The sequence below is a fragment of the Pseudomonas sp. NPDC086581 genome, assembly GCF_044746165.1.
Taxonomy (GTDB): Bacteria; Pseudomonadota; Gammaproteobacteria; order Pseudomonadales; family Pseudomonadaceae; genus Pseudomonas.
On sequence record NZ_JBIVBR010000018.1, the window covers coordinates 1 to 17,761 of the forward strand.

A 17,761-nucleotide genomic window follows, 5' to 3' on the forward strand; every position below is an offset into this window, starting at 1 on the left:
GATCCCGACCGCCCCTACATCGCCCACGCCATCCACGACAGCCAGCACCCCGACCACGTCACCCTGAAGAACTACAAGCGCAACGTCCTGCGCACACCGGCTAACAACAAGCTGCGCATGGACGATTCGCGCGGAAAAGAGCACATCAAGCTGTCCACCGAACACAGTGGCAAGAGCCAGCTGAATCTCGGGCATCTGGTCGATGCGCAACGGCAGCAGCGCGGCGAAGGCTTCGAACTGCGCACCGATGACTGGGGCGCAGTGCGCGCCGGCAAGAGCGTGTTCATCAGTGCCGACGTGCAGCCCGGCGCGCAGGGTCCGGTATTGGCCATGCAGGAAGCTATCGCCCGCCTGGAGCAGGCCGGCGACGAGATGCAGAAGCTCTCCAGCGATGCCGAGACCGTCAAGGTCGATCCGGCCAACGTGCTTGCGCAGATCGCGTTCATGAACGAACAACTCGACCAGATCGAAGGCGCCGTCGCCTTGCTTAGCGCTCCGCAAGGCATCGCCCTCACCAGCGGCAATCACCTGCAGCTGGCCGCACAACAGAACCTGATCGCCAACGCAGGTGGCGGCATGGACGTCAGCGTGGTCAAGCGCCTTACCGCCGCCGTCGGCCAGAACATCAGCGTCTTCGTGCGCAAACTGGGCATGAAGTTCTTCGCCAACCAGGGACCGGTCAGCATCCAGGCACAGAACGACCGCATGGAACTGCTAGCCCGCCAGGGGCTGGACATCGTCAGCACCGAAGACGAAGTCCATATCACCGCTAGAAAGAAGGTCACCTTTAACGCTGGCGGTACCTACATCACCCTCGACCCGCACCGCATCGAGCTGGGCACCAAGGGGGATTTCAACATCAAGGCGGCGCATTTCTCGCTGCTTGGGCCTGCGAAGTTGCCAGCGGAATTCGTCACTCTTCCAGCGCGTCAAGCCGATATGGCGCCCCCAGCCCTGCTCAAACAGGCCGATCTGTTCCGCAGTACACGCGCTGGTGTGTGAAGTCTGCGAGGCCGCGCGCAAGCGTCAGAAGGGTGACGCATGAATACTCTCCCGAACGAAAGCGGCTGCCTGCTCTTCGACGGAGCACGCTATCCAGATGTCTTTGCCTGGCTGAAGCGCCATTGGGCCATGCACAAGGCTTATCCGTTGTTCTACGAAACCAGCTATGACGCCATCGCCGACACGGGGCCCATTCTCCTGGCGGCGCCAGTGGGCGAAAGGGTGCACGAGGCCTGGAAACAGGGCAGCGATTTCCCCGATGCACTTTGGCTGGAAACCACTGCTGCCGTGGAAGACCTGTGGCAACACCTGCAGCGTCGTTTACGCGTGTCAGCACCGGATGGACGAGAGCTCTGGTTGCGCCTGGGTGATGCCTTGCCGCTGCGCCATGCCTGGCAGGCCGGAGCCCTATGGCCGGAAGGGTTCTGGCACCAGGTTTCCCGCGTATGGGCCCTGCATGAGCAGCAGCCCGTGTGCCTATGGCACAACCCAACTCCCGATCTGGATGCTGCCCCGAAGACAACGGGCCTGAGCGCCCAGATCACCCTCGATTGGCCATTGCTGCGTGCCCTGGGCGCCAACCCTGTTCTCCCGGAGTAAGCGCTGTGCACCAACAAGCACCAACTGACCTGAACGTAGCTGCCTGCCCCTTGCTGACCGCCATCCTGCCCCTGCGTTACGCCATCGGGCCGAGTGAGCAGCCCCTGGATGTCAGTGCCTACAACCTGCCGCAGCTGCAGGGCAGATTTCCAGACCTTGGCCCCCGCGTGAAGCCGCTCACGGAGGAGGGCCGCAACCTCAACTACACCGCACGCCTGCTGCGCGATGGCTGGCTTTACCTATGGCACAAGAACGCCCTGGCCGAATACCGCGTCGAACGTGCGCAACTGGGCCAGACCGACCGTGGTGGACGAGCCATCGACACCCGCACCAAGCCTTACCTGATCTGCTTCGCCGGGGAGCCCGCCAGCCTGGTCTGGTCGCCAGTCCAATGGAGTGACGCGCAGTTTCTCAGCGCGCGGGAAAGGCCCGAGGTGCGTCAGCGCATCATGCGTGACATCACGCCCGGCGCCGCGCCCTATGGCGGCCAGGTTGCCGGCTTCAAGGAGAACATCGCCGACTACCACGAGCCGGAGTACTACGACTGGACGGACCCAGAACACTACGTGCCCGACTGGCTCAAACTGCTCAGGAACATGCGTGAATGCGAGCAACAGGCCTACGTCATCATCGATGATCCCTGGGGAGTACAGCTCGACCTGGCCAAACTGATGCGCCTGAGCCAACAAGCCGCCCAGGATATCCGTCAGATTCGCGGAGAGGACTGGCACATCGCCGGACTGATCCGCTCCCTCGCCGAGCATGATCCGAAGACGGCCCGCGACCTGCCGGCGATGACCGACTATCCACGCCTGGAGCGTACCTGGGCCGAACAGCAACAGGCCGAGGAGCGCCACGAACAGGCCCTGCGCCAGCTTGGCCAGATCTGGGCAGACGGGTTCGCCACCCTTGCCGGGCAGGGCCCGCAGAGCCTCGATTCGGCCTGTGGGCACTTCGATATCACCCGGGAGGAGGCCCGCGAAGACCTGCAGGCCCACTTCGCCGCCGCGTGCCTTGGGCCGGCCTCCACCAGCCTGGGGCTCAAGGCCATCACCGAGGAACTGGGCCGCGAACATGGCGAGCACAAGCCCTGGCTGCTCTGGGCTGTGCTGGGGGTAACCCGACGCTTGGGCATTGGCGAGATCAACAACCTGTTGGGCCTGCTCGATGGCGGTATCGGTGACGGCCCCGAGTTGCTGGCGGCCTTGCAGCGCTGGGCTCTGGGCCTCAACCGTGCCGCCGACAATCTTTTGCCGCATAGCGGCGACAGGCTCGGCGCCGCCGGCCAGACGTTGTTCAATGCCCTGGCGACCGTCTTCGCTGCCGGCGCGCCGCGCGCCAGCCAGGCCGCCAGCGCGGAAAGCCGCGCCGCCCAGCGTTATTTCAGCGCCGCCCTGGCGCGTGGCGGCCAGCGCCTGGCCGTGGCCAGCGTCAGCGCCGAGCAATACGGCGAATGGCTCAGCCATACCCTGGGCACCCGCATGCCCGCCGCCAAGGCCCATGCGCCCGGCCGCATGGGCGTCACGCCACCTCGCCCCACGGGCTTGCCCTTTGTCTATCCCCTGGCAGCCAGCGCGGCGAAAAACCTGCCGCCTGTGCCCCCGCCATTGGGCGGCGGCCAACCGCTGAGCCGGCTGCTCAACCTCGACAATCTCAAGGCGGCGCAGTTGAAGATTGTGCTGGTGGGGGCGGCGGGGGTGAATTTTGCCGTATCTGGAATTCAGCTTTATAAAAAACGCGATATGAAAAGTGGAGTCGCTGCTGCGGGTGGCTTTACAGGTGTAGTCACTGCTACTTCCGCCGTGTTCCAGAAACTGGCGGAAAGTAGTTGGGAGCAGGCGGTAACAAGCAGCGGTGCGACGTCCAAGTCTGCCAAGGAAACGCTTGCCACCGCCCTAGGGGCTGGCGCGTTAACTGCTTTTCTACAAGCTGCCACTGCTGCCTTCGATGTACTGCTCTACGGTATGGATGCCCTGGAGGCCTACCTGGCCGGCGACTATGCCAGTGGCGGCATCCGGAGCGGACAGTCGGCGGCTTCGGGCTTGCTGGTGCGCAACAGCATGCAGCTGTACCGTGAATTGCGCGCCGCCCGGGCGGCGGTGCTGCTGGGTGAAGTACGAGCGTTGGAGGCCGGCCTGCGCGTCGCCCCGCACCTGGCCGCCAAGGGCCTGGCGCTGACCCTGATGGTAGTTGGCGGTGTGTTCCTCGACAGGTACGTGCAGCACACCCCGCTGGAAGCCTGGCTCAAGCAGAACCGCTTTGGCCGCAACCCGGCCGACTGGGCGGCGAACGGCCCGGCGACCCTGGACAGGCTCTACAGCATCCTGTTCCCGATCGGCCTCAGCCTGCACCGCCTCAATGAAACCCATCCCTACAGCGGAGACACCATTTCTTCCGTCTACCTGCTGCTGTACACCGGCGGCGCCTTCCTGCCCGACGACGCCCAAGTGGAATTTTCCGGAATGGAAGGCTGGGAATACCTGCCGGGCGTCGACTCGCAGTCCCGGCCGGTGATCTGGACGCTGCGCGACTTCGATGCCGTCATCAATAGCGAGCTGAACTGGAAGGCCTACAAACCGCTGTATCGGCGCGTCTACCACCCGGAGGGCAAACGCACCCTGGCGGCGCTCACGGGCGTATTGCACTACAGCCCGCAACCGGGCCTGGTACTGCCCCCGTTGGATGTGGAGGAACGTCTGTGGATCTGAATGCATTGATGCAGCAGGCCTTGCTGCGCCACGGCAATACTCCCGGCGTCATCCTCAAGGCCAATGAGCCCACCGGGCAGCAGCCGTGGGAAATGTTCGTTACCGAGGAACATACCGAGCACTACTTGGCACTGAAGGCGGGGGGGGAGACTTACCGAGGGATGCCTACGGGCGTGATGGGGTTTATCGCGCTGGGTATGTCGTTCTTTACAGTGCTATTCGCCTTGGATAGCGATTGGCAGAGCGCGGGGATGATGCTGACTTTTAGTCTGGCGCTGGTTGTCCCCGCCTTTCTCTGGGAAATCAGTCAACCGCTACCCTTGCCCATTCTGTTCAGCCGCCGCACCCGCGAAATCTATTACGACCACGATGGCGAGCTGTACCACATGCCCTGGGACGAGGCACAGGCCGTGGCCTGTCAGTTCATGACCGTGGGGCCGCACAGTGGTGGCATGGATAACGCTACCCTGGAAACCGTGGTGCGGCGCTATGGCGATGCCGAGCAGGCGCTGTTCATATCCCTGGTTCCCCCCATGGGCCGGAGACTGGAAATGCAGCAGGGGCTGTGGGCCTGGTTGCAGGCGTATATGGACAACGGCCCTTGGTTTGATGAGAACGGCCAGCACAGCGAGTCAGATGCCCACGTCAAAGAAGCGGTGGAGATTGGGAAGTTCCGTCTGTCCGATAGCGCCGCACGTTATTGGCGGATTATCCGGGGCCAGGAATCCAATGGCATCAGTAAGAAGCCTCGCCTCACCGACTTCGTGATGCTTGTTTTATCCCTGATGCTGTTTCCGATTTTCAAGATTCAGGACCTTACCTATGCCGCCGCCAAACGCCGCTCCCGAGGCAACTGGCCGCCACTGGTCACGGAGCGCCTGCGCGCCGACGGCCCCACCACGCGGCTGATCGACCTGGAGCGCGAACAGGGGCTGAACGTCTGACCATGGCGGCACCCGCAGGGCGAATAACACGGTGCGCACCATTAGCTGTCATCCGCCTCAACGAGACCTGCCGATAAAATGCGCTCCGGGGCAACTGACTAAAAAGCGCGGCTCAGTGCCTGTATGCCGTGAGGGGAGCACAGTTGCCGTGCGGGAAGCGCGAGTGGCCGGGCAGGGCGGTTTTCCGTACCATGGCGGCCCCTTCGCAGTCCCCGTTCCGAGTAGAAAATGAAACCCGCCCGCCTGCGTGCCGATGTCCTGGCCGGACTCACCACGTCCTTTGCGCTGGTGCCCGAGTGCATCGCCTTCGCCCTGGTCGCCCATCTCAACCCGCTGATGGGCCTGTATGGCGCCTTCATCCTCTGCACACTCACCGCGCTGTTCGGCGGGCGTCCCGGCATGGTGTCCGGCGCCGCTGGGTCGATGGCGGTGGTGATAGTCGCGCTGGTGGTGCAACACGGCGTGCAGTACCTGCTGGCCACGGTGCTGCTTGGCGGGGTGGTGATGATCCTGTTCGGCCTGCTGCGCCTGGGCAAGCTGGTGCGCATGGTGCCGCACCCGGTGATGCTGGGCTTCGTCAACGGCCTGGCCATCGTCATCGCCCTGGCGCAGCTGGAGCACTTCAAGGACGGCGAGCATTGGCTCAGCGGTAACCCGCTGTACGTGATGCTGGGGCTGGTGGCCGTGACCATGGCGGTGGTCTACGGGCTGCCGAAGCTGACCCGCGCGGTACCGCCGGCGCTGGTGGCGATCCTCGGCGTCGGGCTGGCGGTGTACCTGCTCGGCCTGCCGACCCGCACCCTGGGCGACATGGCGCACATCGCCGGCGGCCTGCCGCAGTTCGCGTGGCCGGATATTCCGTGGAACCTGGAAACCCTGCGCATCATCGCGCCCTATGCCTTCCTCATGGCGATGGTCGGCATCCTGGAAACCCTGCTGACGCTGAACCTGACCGACGAAATCACCGAGACCCGCGGCTTCCCGGACCGCGAGTGTGTGGCTCTGGGCGCGGCCAACATGGTCTCCGGCGCCTTCGGCGGCATGGGCGGCTGCGCAATGATCGGGCAGACCGTGATCAACCTCAGCTCCGGCGGCCGTGGCCGGCTCTCCGGTGTGGTGGCGGGGGTGATGATCCTGCTCTTCGTGCTGTTCCTCTCGCCTCTGATCGAGCGCATTCCGTTGGCGGCGCTGGTGGGGGTGATGTTCGTGGTGTCCCAGCAGACCTTCGCCTGGGCTTCGCTGCGGGTGTTGAACAAGGTGCCGTTGAGCGACGTGCTGGTGATCATCGCGGTGACTGCCATCACCGTTGCCACCGACTTGGCGACAGCGGTGTTCTGCGGGATCATCCTGGCGGCGCTGGACTTTGCCTGGAAGCACGCCCGCGAACTGTATGCGGACGTCCATGAAGACGCTGACGGCGGCAAGCTGTACCGCGTCCACGGCACGCTGTTCTTCGCGTCCACCACGCCTTTCCTGAACCAGTTCGACCCGGCGGGCGATCCGCAGATGGTTACCCTGGACTGCGCGCATCTGAGCTTTGTCGATTACTCGGCCATCGCCGCGCTGATGACCCTGCGCGAGCGCTACGCCAAGGCCGGCAAGCACCTGCGCGTGGTGCATCTGTCCGAGCGTTGCAAGCAACTGCTCAAGCGGGCGGGCGCGCAGCACGCCTGAGCGCAGGAGCTGTCTGGACATCTGTTCGCGAGCAAGCTCGCTCCTACAAAAGCCCCGCGTCAGCGAGGCTTTTTCATTTGTAGGCGCGGGCCTGCGTGGGTTGGGCTCAATGCCCCGGCGCAGCCATCTGCTGATACGCCCCTTCCAGCGCATCGGCATCGCGCCGCAGCTGGCGGGTGGCGCAACGCAGGCGGCGGTTGAGTTCGGCATTGGCGATGAAGGGTGCCAGTTCGCGCAGCAGCTCCGCGGCCACTTCATTGTTGTAGGCGGTGGAGCGAACCGTGCGCAGGGCGAGAAAGTCAGGGTTTTGCATGACGATTTCCTGTACTGGGGAATGAGAAAGAAAGCGCAGCGCGGCTGCGCGGTCGAGGATTCAAAATTTCAGAATTTCACCTTGATGCCGAGGATGCCCTCGTAGCTGCGGCCTTCGCCATCGAAGGATTTCTGAAATCCGAGCGAACCGGTGACGCTGGTCCGATCATTGAGCTGGTAGTCCACGCCCAGGTTGAGCTCGCCCCAGCTGCCGTCCATCTCGGCGCCGAAGGGGATGTAGCCGTCCGCCGAGGAAAACTCGGTCTTGGCCTTGCCCTTGAACTCGTGCCAGACGCTCGGACGAACCCAGACGCTGGTGCGTTGCTGCTTGCCCTTGTCGTCCTCGCGGAACCAGTCCTTGTCGATGCGTACACCCAGGCGCCCGGTGAGGGAGTCCACGTCATCGAAGCGCACGTCGGCGGCGTCGTCATGGCTGTTATCGAGTTTGAGTTTGCTGACGATCAGTTGAGCCTGTGGTTCCACGTGCAGGGTCTTGTCCGAATCGAGCTTGAGTGGGTAGCCAGCTTCCAGGGAGGCGGTGACGCCATGGCCACGGGTCTTGAGCGAGTTGCTTTCGTTGCCGCTGGCCTTGAGGTCGAAGCGGTTTAGTTGCAGCACACCGTCCAGATACCAGCCCTTGGGCCCGAAGTGCGTCCAGTAACCGCCGATGCCGTAGGAGCGCAACGTATCGTCGCCGGCGTCCTGGCCGTTGCTGTGATCGACACTGCCGTTGATGCGCCCGGCCTGCAGAGACAGGCCAGCCTGATCGGTGCTGCCGTCGGTGTCTTCGTGGCGATAGAGGTCGGCGCCGACCTGGAAGGCCTGGATGCGGTAGTCGTAGTCCGCGCCGTCGCCCAGGCTGTCCTTGCCTTTCTGGTAGATCAGTCGGCCCCAGCCCAGTGACGGACCGTAGTCCTCGACCGCTTCAGCGGGCAGCGGCTCGTTGACGTTGCGGCGCTCCTCGCCGACGCGCTCGTGCAGAGTATCGACCAGCGCGCGGCTGTAGTTCAGCGCCATGGCGGGGAGGGCGCTGTAGAGCGAGGTCTCGGCGCGGTAGTTGGGCTTCTGCGGTACCGGGTCGGGTGTGCGCGGATCGACCGGCAGCGGGTCGGTCGGTTCGCCGGGGATGACCGGTTCCACGGGATCGACAGGGTCGACAGGGTCCACTGGCGGTGCGTCCTGGGTCGAGCGCAGGTACCACGCCTGGGCGTTGCTGTCGTCGAGGCTGGCGCGATGCAAGGTGTATTCATAGGGGCCGGCCTTGACCCGGTTGAGCAGGCGGAAGGCGTCGGCCTCGGTGGTGCCGCCGTTGACCGCGTCGACCACCTTGATGCCGTTGCCTTCAGTGAGAGCGCCGGGGCCGCCGGCATTCTTGATGCGCAGGTTGCTCTCGCCGGTGGCCTGGCCGCCGTCGATCACCAACTGGTCGGAAGGCGAGTCGTCCTTGTACAGGTAGGTGTTCAGGGCCAGGGTGCCATTGGCGCCGTGGTAGTCGTTGGTGGTGAGTTTCTTGTAGCCGCCGTCTGCGCTGAAGTCGATCAGGCTGTCGGCGTTGGTCAGGCTGCTCAGGTTGGAGTCGCCGGTGAGCTGCCACAGGCTGGTGTCGCGCAGGATGACGTCGGAGTGACTGCCGGTGGCTGTTTGTGCCGAGCCGACGACGATCGAGCTGGACAGGTCGATGCGTGCATTGCCGGCGGCATCCTCGCTCTTGCCGACGCCTTGCCATTGGCCGGTGCCCATGTCGGGAATGGCGCTGCCGTCGCTGGCCACCGAGCTGTCCACGTGCAGCCATTGCCCGCTGCCGCCGGCCAGGGTGCGGGAGAGGGCGATGTCGGCCGAGCCGGCAGTCGCGATGGTGGCGCCATCGCGGTTGCTCAATGTGGCGCGATCCATCTGTACCTGGCCGGGCAACGCCTCGGTACCTTGGGCGTAGAGGGCGGCAGATTGTTGGCCGTGGGCGGCGACCACCACCGAGCTCGCGTCGACGTGGCCGCCTTGCTTGGCTACCACGCCGTGGCCGAGATCGCCGCGCGTGTCGACGCTGACGCCGTCAAGTTGCACCTCGGCCTTGTTGCTGGCCATGACGCCCAGCGCCTGGCTGCCGCTGGTGCTCACGGTACTGTTGGCGGCGTCGAGCAGAGCGCCGGATTCCGCGCGCAGACCGTGGGACTGGATGCCCTGGGTGGCGATGCTGCTGTTGCTCAGGTTCAGCGTGGCGGTTTCGTCCTTGTGCTGCCGGCTGACCAGTGCACCGCCCGCATGATCTCCGAGGGTCTGCACGGTGACGTGATCGGCGTTGAGGCTTACGGCTCCCGGTTTGGCTGAGCCGATCCCGGCGTACAGGCCGACCGAGTATTGGCCTTCGGTCTTCACGCTGAGGTTGCTCAGCTGCATGCTGCCGCCATCGTCCACCGCTGCGCCGTAGGCCTGCGAGCCCTGGGTCAGCACGCTGGTGCCGTCGGCCACCAGCAGGGCGCCGGGATTGCGTGCCGTCAGGGCGTGGGGGAAGGTCAGGTTGCTGGCGACCGGCGAGCCGTTGCCGGTGGTGGTCACCGAGCCGCCGTGGACGGTCACGGTGGCGCCCAGGTCGGCGATGATACCCATGGCGTTGTCGTTGCCGTGAGTGCTGACGGTGACGTCGCTGACGGTCAGGGTTGAGCCGGGGGCGACGAGGGAGGAACTGCCGGCCCCCAGCGCGGTGGAGTAATTGCCTGAGGTGGTGATGCTGCCCTGCTTAATCTCGACGTCGGCACCTTCGCGCACCTGGACACCGTAGCTGGTTTTGGGGGTGGTGGTGACGTCGCTCGCGGTCATCTTCAGGACGGAGCCGGCGCCTTCTACCATCACTCCGGGGGACCACGGGCCGGCAGCCCCTGGCTGGGCGTCCACCGAGATGCGGCTGTTGCTGACGGCTGCAATGCCGCCGCCGCTGATGTTCACGCCGATGGAGCGATTGCCGTCTACCTTGATGTCCGAGCGCGCGACAGTGCCCGTGGAGCCCGCGCCTTCGATGGAGACGCCATGGCCGTAGGTCAGCCCATGCACGTCCAGCACGGAGTTCTCCACCGTCACGCTGCCGCCTGCCATGGCCCGCGCGCCAGCGGCAGGGTTGGCAACACCGCCGGCCCCCTGCACCGTCGCACGGCTGTCCTTGAGCAGCACACTGCTGCCCGGTCCTTCGGCGCGCACGCCACCGACGTTGTTTCCGGAAACGGTGAGAACGCTGCTCGTCGCTTCGATCTGGCCGCCGCCCAGGGCATGCAAGGCCGCCGTTGTCGTGGTGGTCGTGGCGCCGCCGCTGGCCTGGATAGCGCTGCGGTCGAGCGTGATCCTGGCGCCGTCTTCGGCGCGCGCCGCGCTGGCGCTGCCGGCGCTGGTGCGCACCGTGGCTTGCTGCGCCTCGATGCTCGTACCGTTGCCGCTGGCGAGCAGACCATGGCTGAGGCTCAAGGGTTTTTCGCCATCCACCGGCGCCGCCGAGGACACTGCTGCGCCGCTGGTGCTGACGCTGGTGTCGCTATCGAGGTGCACCTGGGCTGCATTGCGCGCCCAGATGCCTACCGAGCCTTTGCCCGTGGTATCGAGCGAGCCTTCGTGGAAATCGATGCGGGTGCCTGCGCCGTCGGCCACCACGGCGTGGCCGTTGCCCCCGGAGGTGCTGATGGCGCTGTGGCTCAGCTTGGCGCTGGAGTCGCCGTCCGCCCGCACGCCATACGCGGAGCCGCCGCTGGTGGTGATCGTGGCGCCCTGGGCGTCAAGATGGCTTCCCGCGCCCAGGGTCACGCCGTGGGCGCCGCCAGTGGTGGTGCTGCGTGCACCGGAGGTGGCGATGGCTACAGTGTCGAGCGTGGCGCGGGCGTTGTTGTCCAGCGAGAGGCCCCGGGCGCCCCAGGACTGGGTGGTGATCGAGCCGCCGGCCATCGCCAGCGATCCGCCATCGACCGCGATGCCGAGGTTGTTGTTGCCCTTGGCGCCGCCGCCCACCAGCACGTCGACGTTGCTCAACCGCGCATCGCCATTGGTGCCGACGCGCAGGCCGGTCAGGTTGCTGGCGGTAATGGCCGCACCCGTGGTGGTCTTCGGGTCGAGCAGGATGCTGCTGGAGGCGATCGACAGGGAGCTGTTGTCGCCGACCTGCGCACCGGCCTGACCCAGTGCGTTCGGGGCGGTGTTGGCGCTGCTCACGATGCTGCCGTTGCCGAACACCAGGCTGTCGCCGCCTTCGACCTTCAGACCTGTGGTGGACGCGGCGGCGAGCTTCACGGTGACATTGTCATGGGTGCCATCCACGATCCCGACGGCGCCGGCGGCAGCCACGTTCACCATGGATGGCAGAGCGCCGAGCAAGGCACGGCTGGCGAACACCGCCGGCGCCTCATGGGCTGCCTGCAGCGCCAGGTCCAGGTAGGAGGGGGCGGGCGGGTCGAACACCGCGCCGGCCTCGGAGGGCTGGTTGAGATCCTCGGTGTCGGCCTCGACGACACTGTCCTCGGCTTCGGCCTCGATCATCCGCAGGCTGAACAGGCTGGCCAGCACCAGGCTGATAGCCTGGGCCAGGCGTGAGCGGCGCAGGTGGGCGAGGGGCGTGGTGCACAAAGAGGTTTTTCTACGGCTTTTCATGATGCGGCTCCATAGCGAGAGGGCTATGGCGCAAGCATCGGATCAGGCCGCTGGGGTCCCCATCATGGGCGCCTGAAAGCGGTGTAGTGGGAGCACTAGAAGCGCGGGCTACCCTTGGGAAGCTTGAGCTGGATCAAGGCGGCGACCTGTGCCCGGGTCGGGCTGCCGACCTCCAGTTCGCCGCCCAGCAGGCGGCACAGCCGATGGGCGAGGTGAATGCGCGCCTGGCTGCCCAGGCCGCTGAGCTGGGCGCGGATATCGCCGGCGGCTGGAGCATGGAACGTTAGGCGCCATTCCACTTCGCCATGCAGCAGGGGAGCGCCGCTGGCCGTGAGCTCCAGCGGGTGGATCCCGGCCTTGTCGAAACAGCGCAGCAGGACGCTGATCAGGCGCTGGTAGCGATTGGGATCGATCCAGCCCCAGACATCCTCCGGGTTGGCCTCGAAGCGCAACTGCGGGTGGGTAATCCGCAGGGCCTGCTCGGTCAGGCGGTTGAGTTCCTCGGATTGCGGGATCGCCAGCACGGTGCCGCGTTCCAGCTGGATCAGTTCCTGAAGGATTTCGAGCTTGTCGCGCAAGGTTGCCAGGTGCGGGTGAGCGGCGGCCAGCGCGTCGTCCTCGGGGTGGCGGGTTTGCGCTTGGGCGAGCAGGTGGCCCAGGCTGTCGGTCTCCGCGAGCAGGTCCTGGCCTGAGCTCAGGAGAAATTCAGTGCGGCTGGCGTACAGCGATTCCAGGTACGCCTTGGACTCCTGCAGTCGCTCGACGTAGCGCTCGTTCTCGGTGATGTCCACGTAAGAGGCGAGGACACCGATCACCTCGCCGGACTCTTCCTTCAATGGCACGCCGATCAGTCGCACGGTGCGACTCTCGCCCAGCGCGCGCATGCCGACGATCAGCGAAAACGTTTTGCCGCCTGCGGCACCCTTGAGGAATTCCTGCTGCGCCTGGGGTATCTGCGCCGGCTCGACCTTGCCGAGCTCGAACACGCGTGCACCGAGTAGTTCGTCCGGGCGTTTCTGGTAGACCTCGGCAAAGCTCTGGTTGCAGGACAGCAGCGTACCTGCGGTGCTCCACAGGCTGACCGGGTTGGGCAGGACTTCCAGCAGTTGCCTGAGCTCGTCGGTGCTGCTGGGAGGGGGCGTGGATGCATGGGAAAGGTGGCCGATCACGCCGTCACTGAGCAGCCCGCGTACCTTGGCGGCGTCCACCAGGTCGATCAGCGAGTCGGTCTGGGTCTTCTCCAGCAGGCGGGTCTTGTAGGTACTGACCGTGCGATCGCTGATGGCCAGTGCCTCGGCGATGTCCTTGACCCGGTAGCCCTGGGCCAGGTACTGCAGCACGGTGAGCTCGCGTGGGGTGATGTGTTCGCCCAGGCTGTCCGATCCGGGCGCGCCGCCCAGGCCGTCCGGCAGGCGTGCGGGGAACACCTGGCGGCCGCCGAGCACCAGTCTTACAGCCTCATCCAGCTCCTCGGGGCGGTCGCTCTTGTGCACGAAGCCACGGGCTCCCGCGCGCAACGCCAGGCTCTGGTAGTGCGCGCCGGCCAGTTGCGTGAACACCAGTGATTTCTGCCTGGGCACTTCATGGTGCAGGCGTTGCAGCAGTTCCAGCCCGCTCAGGCGCGGCAGGTCGAGGTCGAGTAGCAGCAGGTCGGGATGCAGGCGGCGCACCAGTTCGTGTGCATGACGGCCGTCCATGGCTTCGCCGATGACCTCGTGCCCGGCGGCGTTCAGGCGCTGGCGCAGGGCGGCGCGAACGAAGGGTTGCGGGTCGGCGATGACGATGCGGCTCATCCTGGGCTTCCTGCGCGGATTGGTCGTGCAGCAAGGGTAGTCCAGCTTGCGCCTGATCAGACGAGGCAGACCAGCGGGCGCAGGGCGAGGGCACTCAGGTACAGCCCCAGGCCGAACACCGTGTGGGTGATCAGGCTGTGCAGGCGGGCCTTGGTCGGATTCGCAGTCTTACTGGCGGCGATGCCCAGGCCCAGCGCCGGTTGCATCAGCAAGAAGGGCATGGCCACGGTGACCACGCCGAAAAGCAGCGCCGGCAGCAGGGTCGGCCGGCACAGCCAGGCGCTGCCGGTCAGCGCGACCAGCACGACGGCGAAGACAATCCCGGTCAGGTAGTGGATGGCCCAGCCCAGCGGCCGTTCGCCGGTTACCGGTGAGGCTTTGCCGATGGCGGTGTGGCGGAACTGACCGCGCGGCATGTGGCCGATCCAGCGGCCGACCAGGGCGTAGTCCAGAGAGGGCACGCCGAGCACGCGCCGGCGCAGGACGGTCCAGCCGTCCATCAGCAGGGTGGCGCCAATGCCGATGGCGATAGTGGTGAGGAAGGTCGAGAGGGGCATGGCTGATTCCTTCGAGTGAGTCGATGGAACCAGCATCCCGGTTCAAGTGGACTTGAGGTCAAGCCCCGCTGGCGATGCGTCGGCTCAGGTTGGAGCCCAGCACATAGAACACCCCGCCGCCGACGATAAAGGCACCGAGCATGACGAAGACCCAGTGCGGCGCAAACAGCGAGAGGAAGAGCCCCACCAGGATCGGTCCGAAGGCACCGCCCAGGTTCGCCAGATTCTGCGTGCCGTAGTACACGCCGCGCAGGTGCTGCGGGGCGATGCGGTCGATGAACATGTACTCGGCGGGAATCACGATGATCTCGCCCAGGGTGAACACCACCATCGCCAGCCCCCAGTGCCACAGGCTGTGGGACAGGCCGAAGCCGACGATGCCCAGCACGAACAGCCCCAGGCCGACGATCAGCCAGCGTTGCAGGTGCTCGTTGCCGATGCGCTTGCCCAGCAGGTACTGCAGGGCGATCACCGTGACGGCGTTGACTCCCAGCAGCGTCTGGATTACCTGGTAGGCGTATTCTGCCGTGCCGGTAGCCACCAGGTACTGCGACAGGTAGGCGGAGAACTGGCCGAACACCACGGCGGTGAGCACGCCGCCGATGGTGAAGTACATCAGCCGATGGTCCTTCGTCAGCACGCCCAGCACCGCGATGAACGAGGGCGGCGCCACGCCTTCGGCCGGGCGCATGCCGCGGTCGCCATAGCGCAGGAAAGCGAGCAGGAAGAGGGTGCCCAGAAGCGCCGAGAGCACGAACGGCAGGTGCTGGCTCCAGTGCGCCAGGGCCGCGCCGATGAAGGGGCCGATGGCGTACGCGAGGTTGATCAGCGTGTAGCGGATGGAGAACGCGCGGCCCTGCTCACCGGCCGGCAGCAGGCGGCCGAAGATGGTCTTCACCACCACGTCGGTGACCGAGTAGGCGAAGTTGAAACCCAGCAGGAACAGGAAGAACAGCCACAGCTGGCTGGTCAGCAGCATGCCGGCGAAGGCGGCGACGAAGCAGCTGCCGAAGCCGAGGATCAGGCGGAAGCCGGGCATCCGGTCGATCAGGAAACCGCCGTAGAGGCTGAGCAGCGAGCCGCCGAACAGCGCGCCACCCATGATCAGGCCGATGCGGTCGACGCCCAGGCCGAAGCGGGTCGAGAGGTAGATCACCAGATAGGGCAGGGTGATGGCGCGGCCCATGGTGAGGAGGAAGGTGCCGCACAGCAGCAGGTTGACCTGTAGCGGGTAACGCTTGAGCGCGGCGAGCATTCCATGCCTCGGCTGTCGGTGGGAACGGTTGGGCTCCCGATCCTATCAGCACCGACTTGGTGCATGGCAAGCGCCGAAGGCTCTGGCGAGCCCTCGGCGTGTCCGCTGGGTCAGCTTTTGCCGTGCTTGCCCTGGGCCTTCAGCTCGGCAACGGTCTTGCCACCCACGCCCCAGGCGTCGGTGGCGATTTCCTGGATCACCACGTAGGTGGTGGACGGCGGCTTGCGCAGCACGCGCTCCAGCAGTTCGGTGACGCCTTCGATGAGCTGGCGGCGCTCGTCGGCAGTGACGCCTTCGTCGGTGACCTGGATGTTTACGTAGGGCATGGAGGATCTCCGTTGTTGTTGTGAAGGTTGGCTTACCAGACGCCGGTGGTGGAGCCACCGTCGACGTTGAGGATGGTTCCGCTGACGAAGGTCGAGTCGGTCAGGTAGAGCACTGCGTCGACGATATCCTGCGGGCTGCCGATCTCGCCACTGGGGGCGAGGCCGCGCAGGAAGGCTCGGGTGCCTTCGTCGTCGGGATGCAACGGAGTTTCGATGATCCCCGGTGCGACCGCGTTGACCTGCACGTGGGACGCCGCCAGCTCCAGGGCCAGGCCGCGCACCGCGCTGTTCAGGCCGCCCTTGATCAGCACCGGCAGCAGCGCCGGCACCTTCACGTTGGGTTGCATGGCAATGGAGGCGGTGATGCTGATGATGTGACCCGAGCGGTTGGCGGCCATGTGCTTCGCGGCGGCTTGCGATGGGTAGAAGAAGCCCTTGAGGTTGGTATCGACGATGGCTTCGAGTTCTTCCTCGGTGTAGTCCTCCACCGGCTTGGCGATGAAGATGCCGGCATTGTTGATCAGAATGTCCACCTGGCCGAAGGCCTCGATGGCCTGGGCGAACAGGCGCCTGGCGGTATCCGGTTGGGCGATGTCGCCGGCCACGGCGAGGAAGTTGTGCGGGTTGCCCAGTTTGGCCGCCGCTTCCTCCAGACGCGCCTGGGTGCGGGCGTTGCCGACCACGTTGTAGCCGCGCTCCAGGTAGGCGCGGGCAATGGCGAAGCCGAGGCCGCTCGAGGCGCCGGTGACGATGACGGTCTTGCTCATGGTGGTTTCTCCGAGAGTGGGGCGGGGCGGTGTGCCCGCGTCTTGGAGGCCAATCTAGGCTGCAATCAAGGATTGAAAAATGAGGCCGAAGACATTTGAATTGATACCTTGTGTAATCAATCGAGCCGCACCATGCCCCGCCATTTCGACGACCTGCAACTGGGCAGCATCGAGCTGTTCTGCCTGGCGGCGGAGACCGGCAGCTTCACCGCCGCCGCCAACGGGGCCGGCATCACGCCCGCTGCGGTGAGCCGCTCGGTGGCGCGGCTGGAAGAGCGCCTGGGCGTGCGCCTGTTCGTCCGCACCACGCGGCAGATGCGTCTGACCGAAGACGGCCGCAACTACTTCGAACAATGCCGGCAGGCGCTGACTCAGCTGGTGGATGCCGAACGTGCGGTCAGCGGCGGCCAGAGCATCGCCTCCGGGCGCCTGCGCATCAGTGTGCCAACGCCCTACGCGCATTACCGCTTGTTCCCTCGGCTGCCGGAGTTCCGCCGGCGTTATCCGCAGGTGCAGGTGGAGGTGCATGTCAGCAACCGCAATATCGACTTCGCCAATGAGGGTTACGACCTGGCGATCCGTGGCCGCGACCCGGCGGATTCCAGCCTGGTGGCGCGGCGCCTCGAGGAAGCGGAGAACGTGGTGGTCGCCACGCCCGAGTACCTCGCGCGTGCCGGCACGCCGCAGACGCCGGATGACCTCGCCGCGCACGAATGCATCCAGTTCGAGCTACCGAGCACCGGCCGACGCGTGCCCTGGTCCTTCCGGATCAACGGCAAGGCGGTGGAGATCGAGACGACTGGCAGCCTCACAGTACTGGAGGATTACCTGGCCACCGCGACCCTGGCCAAGTGCGGCGGAGGGGTGATGCAGGCGTACCGCTTTACCGTGCAGGAAGAACTGGAGAGGGGCGAGCTGGTTGAAGTGCTGACGGACTACGGTCAGACGACACGGCCATTCCTGCTGATCTACCCCCACGCGCGCCATGTGCCATCGCGGGTGCGAGCGTTCATCGAGTTCATGCTGGAGACACGTAACGGCGGTGTATCCCCGTAGCGGGCCTTGCCCGCGATCGCACGCTTGGCGCGCTCCCACAGGCTGGTTACGTTACTCCGGCAGACGCAGGTGACTTTTCGAGAAATTAGATACGAAGTATTCGCATTTACAAACAATTTACATCTGCATACACTTCGGTTCCCCGTC

General features: G+C 65.6%; 13 protein-coding genes. 6 read left to right on the top strand and 7 right to left on the bottom strand.

The annotated features are described in order from the left end of the window. The 5 genes from ACIPK7_RS27170 to ACIPK7_RS27190 form a co-directional block, all read left to right on the top strand. On the top strand, positions 1–1,002 hold a 1,002-nt coding region (locus ACIPK7_RS27170; protein ID WP_401091336.1), incomplete at its 5' end, for a DUF2345 domain-containing protein. A 39-nt stretch (positions 1,003–1,041) separates the two neighbouring features. Continuing rightward, on the top strand, positions 1,042–1,602 hold the full coding sequence (locus ACIPK7_RS27175; RefSeq protein WP_192430972.1) for a DUF4123 domain-containing protein: 561 nt from the start codon (positions 1,042–1,044) through the stop codon (positions 1,600–1,602). A gap of 5 nt (positions 1,603–1,607) precedes the next feature. Beyond that, entirely contained in the window at positions 1,608–4,310 is a 2,703-nt protein-coding gene (locus tag ACIPK7_RS27180) for a toxin VasX (RefSeq protein WP_401091338.1), read from the top strand. Then, a complete protein-coding gene (locus ACIPK7_RS27185) occupies positions 4,301–5,254 on the top strand; it encodes a hypothetical protein (protein WP_401091340.1) in 954 nt (317 codons plus the stop codon). The genes ACIPK7_RS27180 and ACIPK7_RS27185 overlap by 10 nt, the downstream gene beginning before the upstream one ends. A 228-nt stretch (positions 5,255–5,482) precedes the next feature. Then, on the top strand, positions 5,483–6,928 hold the full coding sequence (locus ACIPK7_RS27190) for a SulP family inorganic anion transporter (protein WP_401091342.1): 1,446 nt from the start codon (positions 5,483–5,485) through the stop codon (positions 6,926–6,928). Positions 6,929–7,034: 106 nt separating this feature from the next. On the opposite strand, the gene ACIPK7_RS27195 is transcribed toward ACIPK7_RS27190, so the two are convergent. The 7 genes from ACIPK7_RS27195 to ACIPK7_RS27225 form a co-directional block, all read right to left on the bottom strand. Next, the gene (locus ACIPK7_RS27195; protein ID WP_401091344.1) at positions 7,035–7,241 is read right to left on the bottom strand and encodes a hypothetical protein; all 207 of its coding nucleotides are present in this window, start codon (positions 7,239–7,241) and stop codon (positions 7,035–7,037) included. Positions 7,242–7,309: 68 nt separating this feature from the next. Continuing rightward, the gene (locus ACIPK7_RS27200; protein WP_401091346.1) at positions 7,310–11,860 is read right to left on the bottom strand and encodes an autotransporter outer membrane beta-barrel domain-containing protein; all 4,551 of its coding nucleotides are present in this window, start codon (positions 11,858–11,860) and stop codon (positions 7,310–7,312) included. 95 nt (positions 11,861–11,955) lie between these two features. Further along, positions 11,956–13,653: a response regulator gene (locus ACIPK7_RS27205; protein ID WP_192430978.1), complete on the bottom strand. Its 1,698-nt coding sequence runs from the start codon at positions 13,651–13,653 to the stop codon at positions 11,956–11,958. A 56-nt stretch (positions 13,654–13,709) separates the two neighbouring features. Then, positions 13,710–14,210 carry a DUF2938 domain-containing protein gene (locus ACIPK7_RS27210; protein WP_192430979.1) on the bottom strand — a complete coding sequence of 167 codons (501 nt, stop codon included), beginning with the start codon at positions 14,208–14,210 and terminating at the stop codon, positions 13,710–13,712. Positions 14,211–14,268: 58 nt separating this feature from the next. Continuing rightward, complete coding sequence (locus tag ACIPK7_RS27215) at positions 14,269–15,465, bottom strand: MFS transporter (protein WP_192430980.1); 1,197 nt, start codon at positions 15,463–15,465, stop codon at positions 14,269–14,271. Positions 15,466–15,575: 110 nt separating this feature from the next. Continuing rightward, complete coding sequence (locus tag ACIPK7_RS27220; RefSeq protein WP_192430981.1) at positions 15,576–15,791, bottom strand: 4-oxalocrotonate tautomerase family protein; 216 nt, start codon at positions 15,789–15,791, stop codon at positions 15,576–15,578. 32 nt (positions 15,792–15,823) lie between these two features. Beyond that, entirely contained in the window at positions 15,824–16,558 is a 735-nt protein-coding gene (locus ACIPK7_RS27225) for an SDR family NAD(P)-dependent oxidoreductase (RefSeq protein ID WP_192430982.1), read from the bottom strand. A gap of 132 nt (positions 16,559–16,690) precedes the next feature. Between ACIPK7_RS27225 and ACIPK7_RS27230 the strand changes: the two genes are divergently transcribed. Beyond that, positions 16,691–17,614, top strand: coding sequence for a LysR family transcriptional regulator (locus ACIPK7_RS27230; RefSeq protein ID WP_401091349.1), 924 nt, complete (start codon positions 16,691–16,693; stop codon positions 17,612–17,614). The last annotated feature ends 147 nt before the right edge of the window (positions 17,615–17,761 follow it).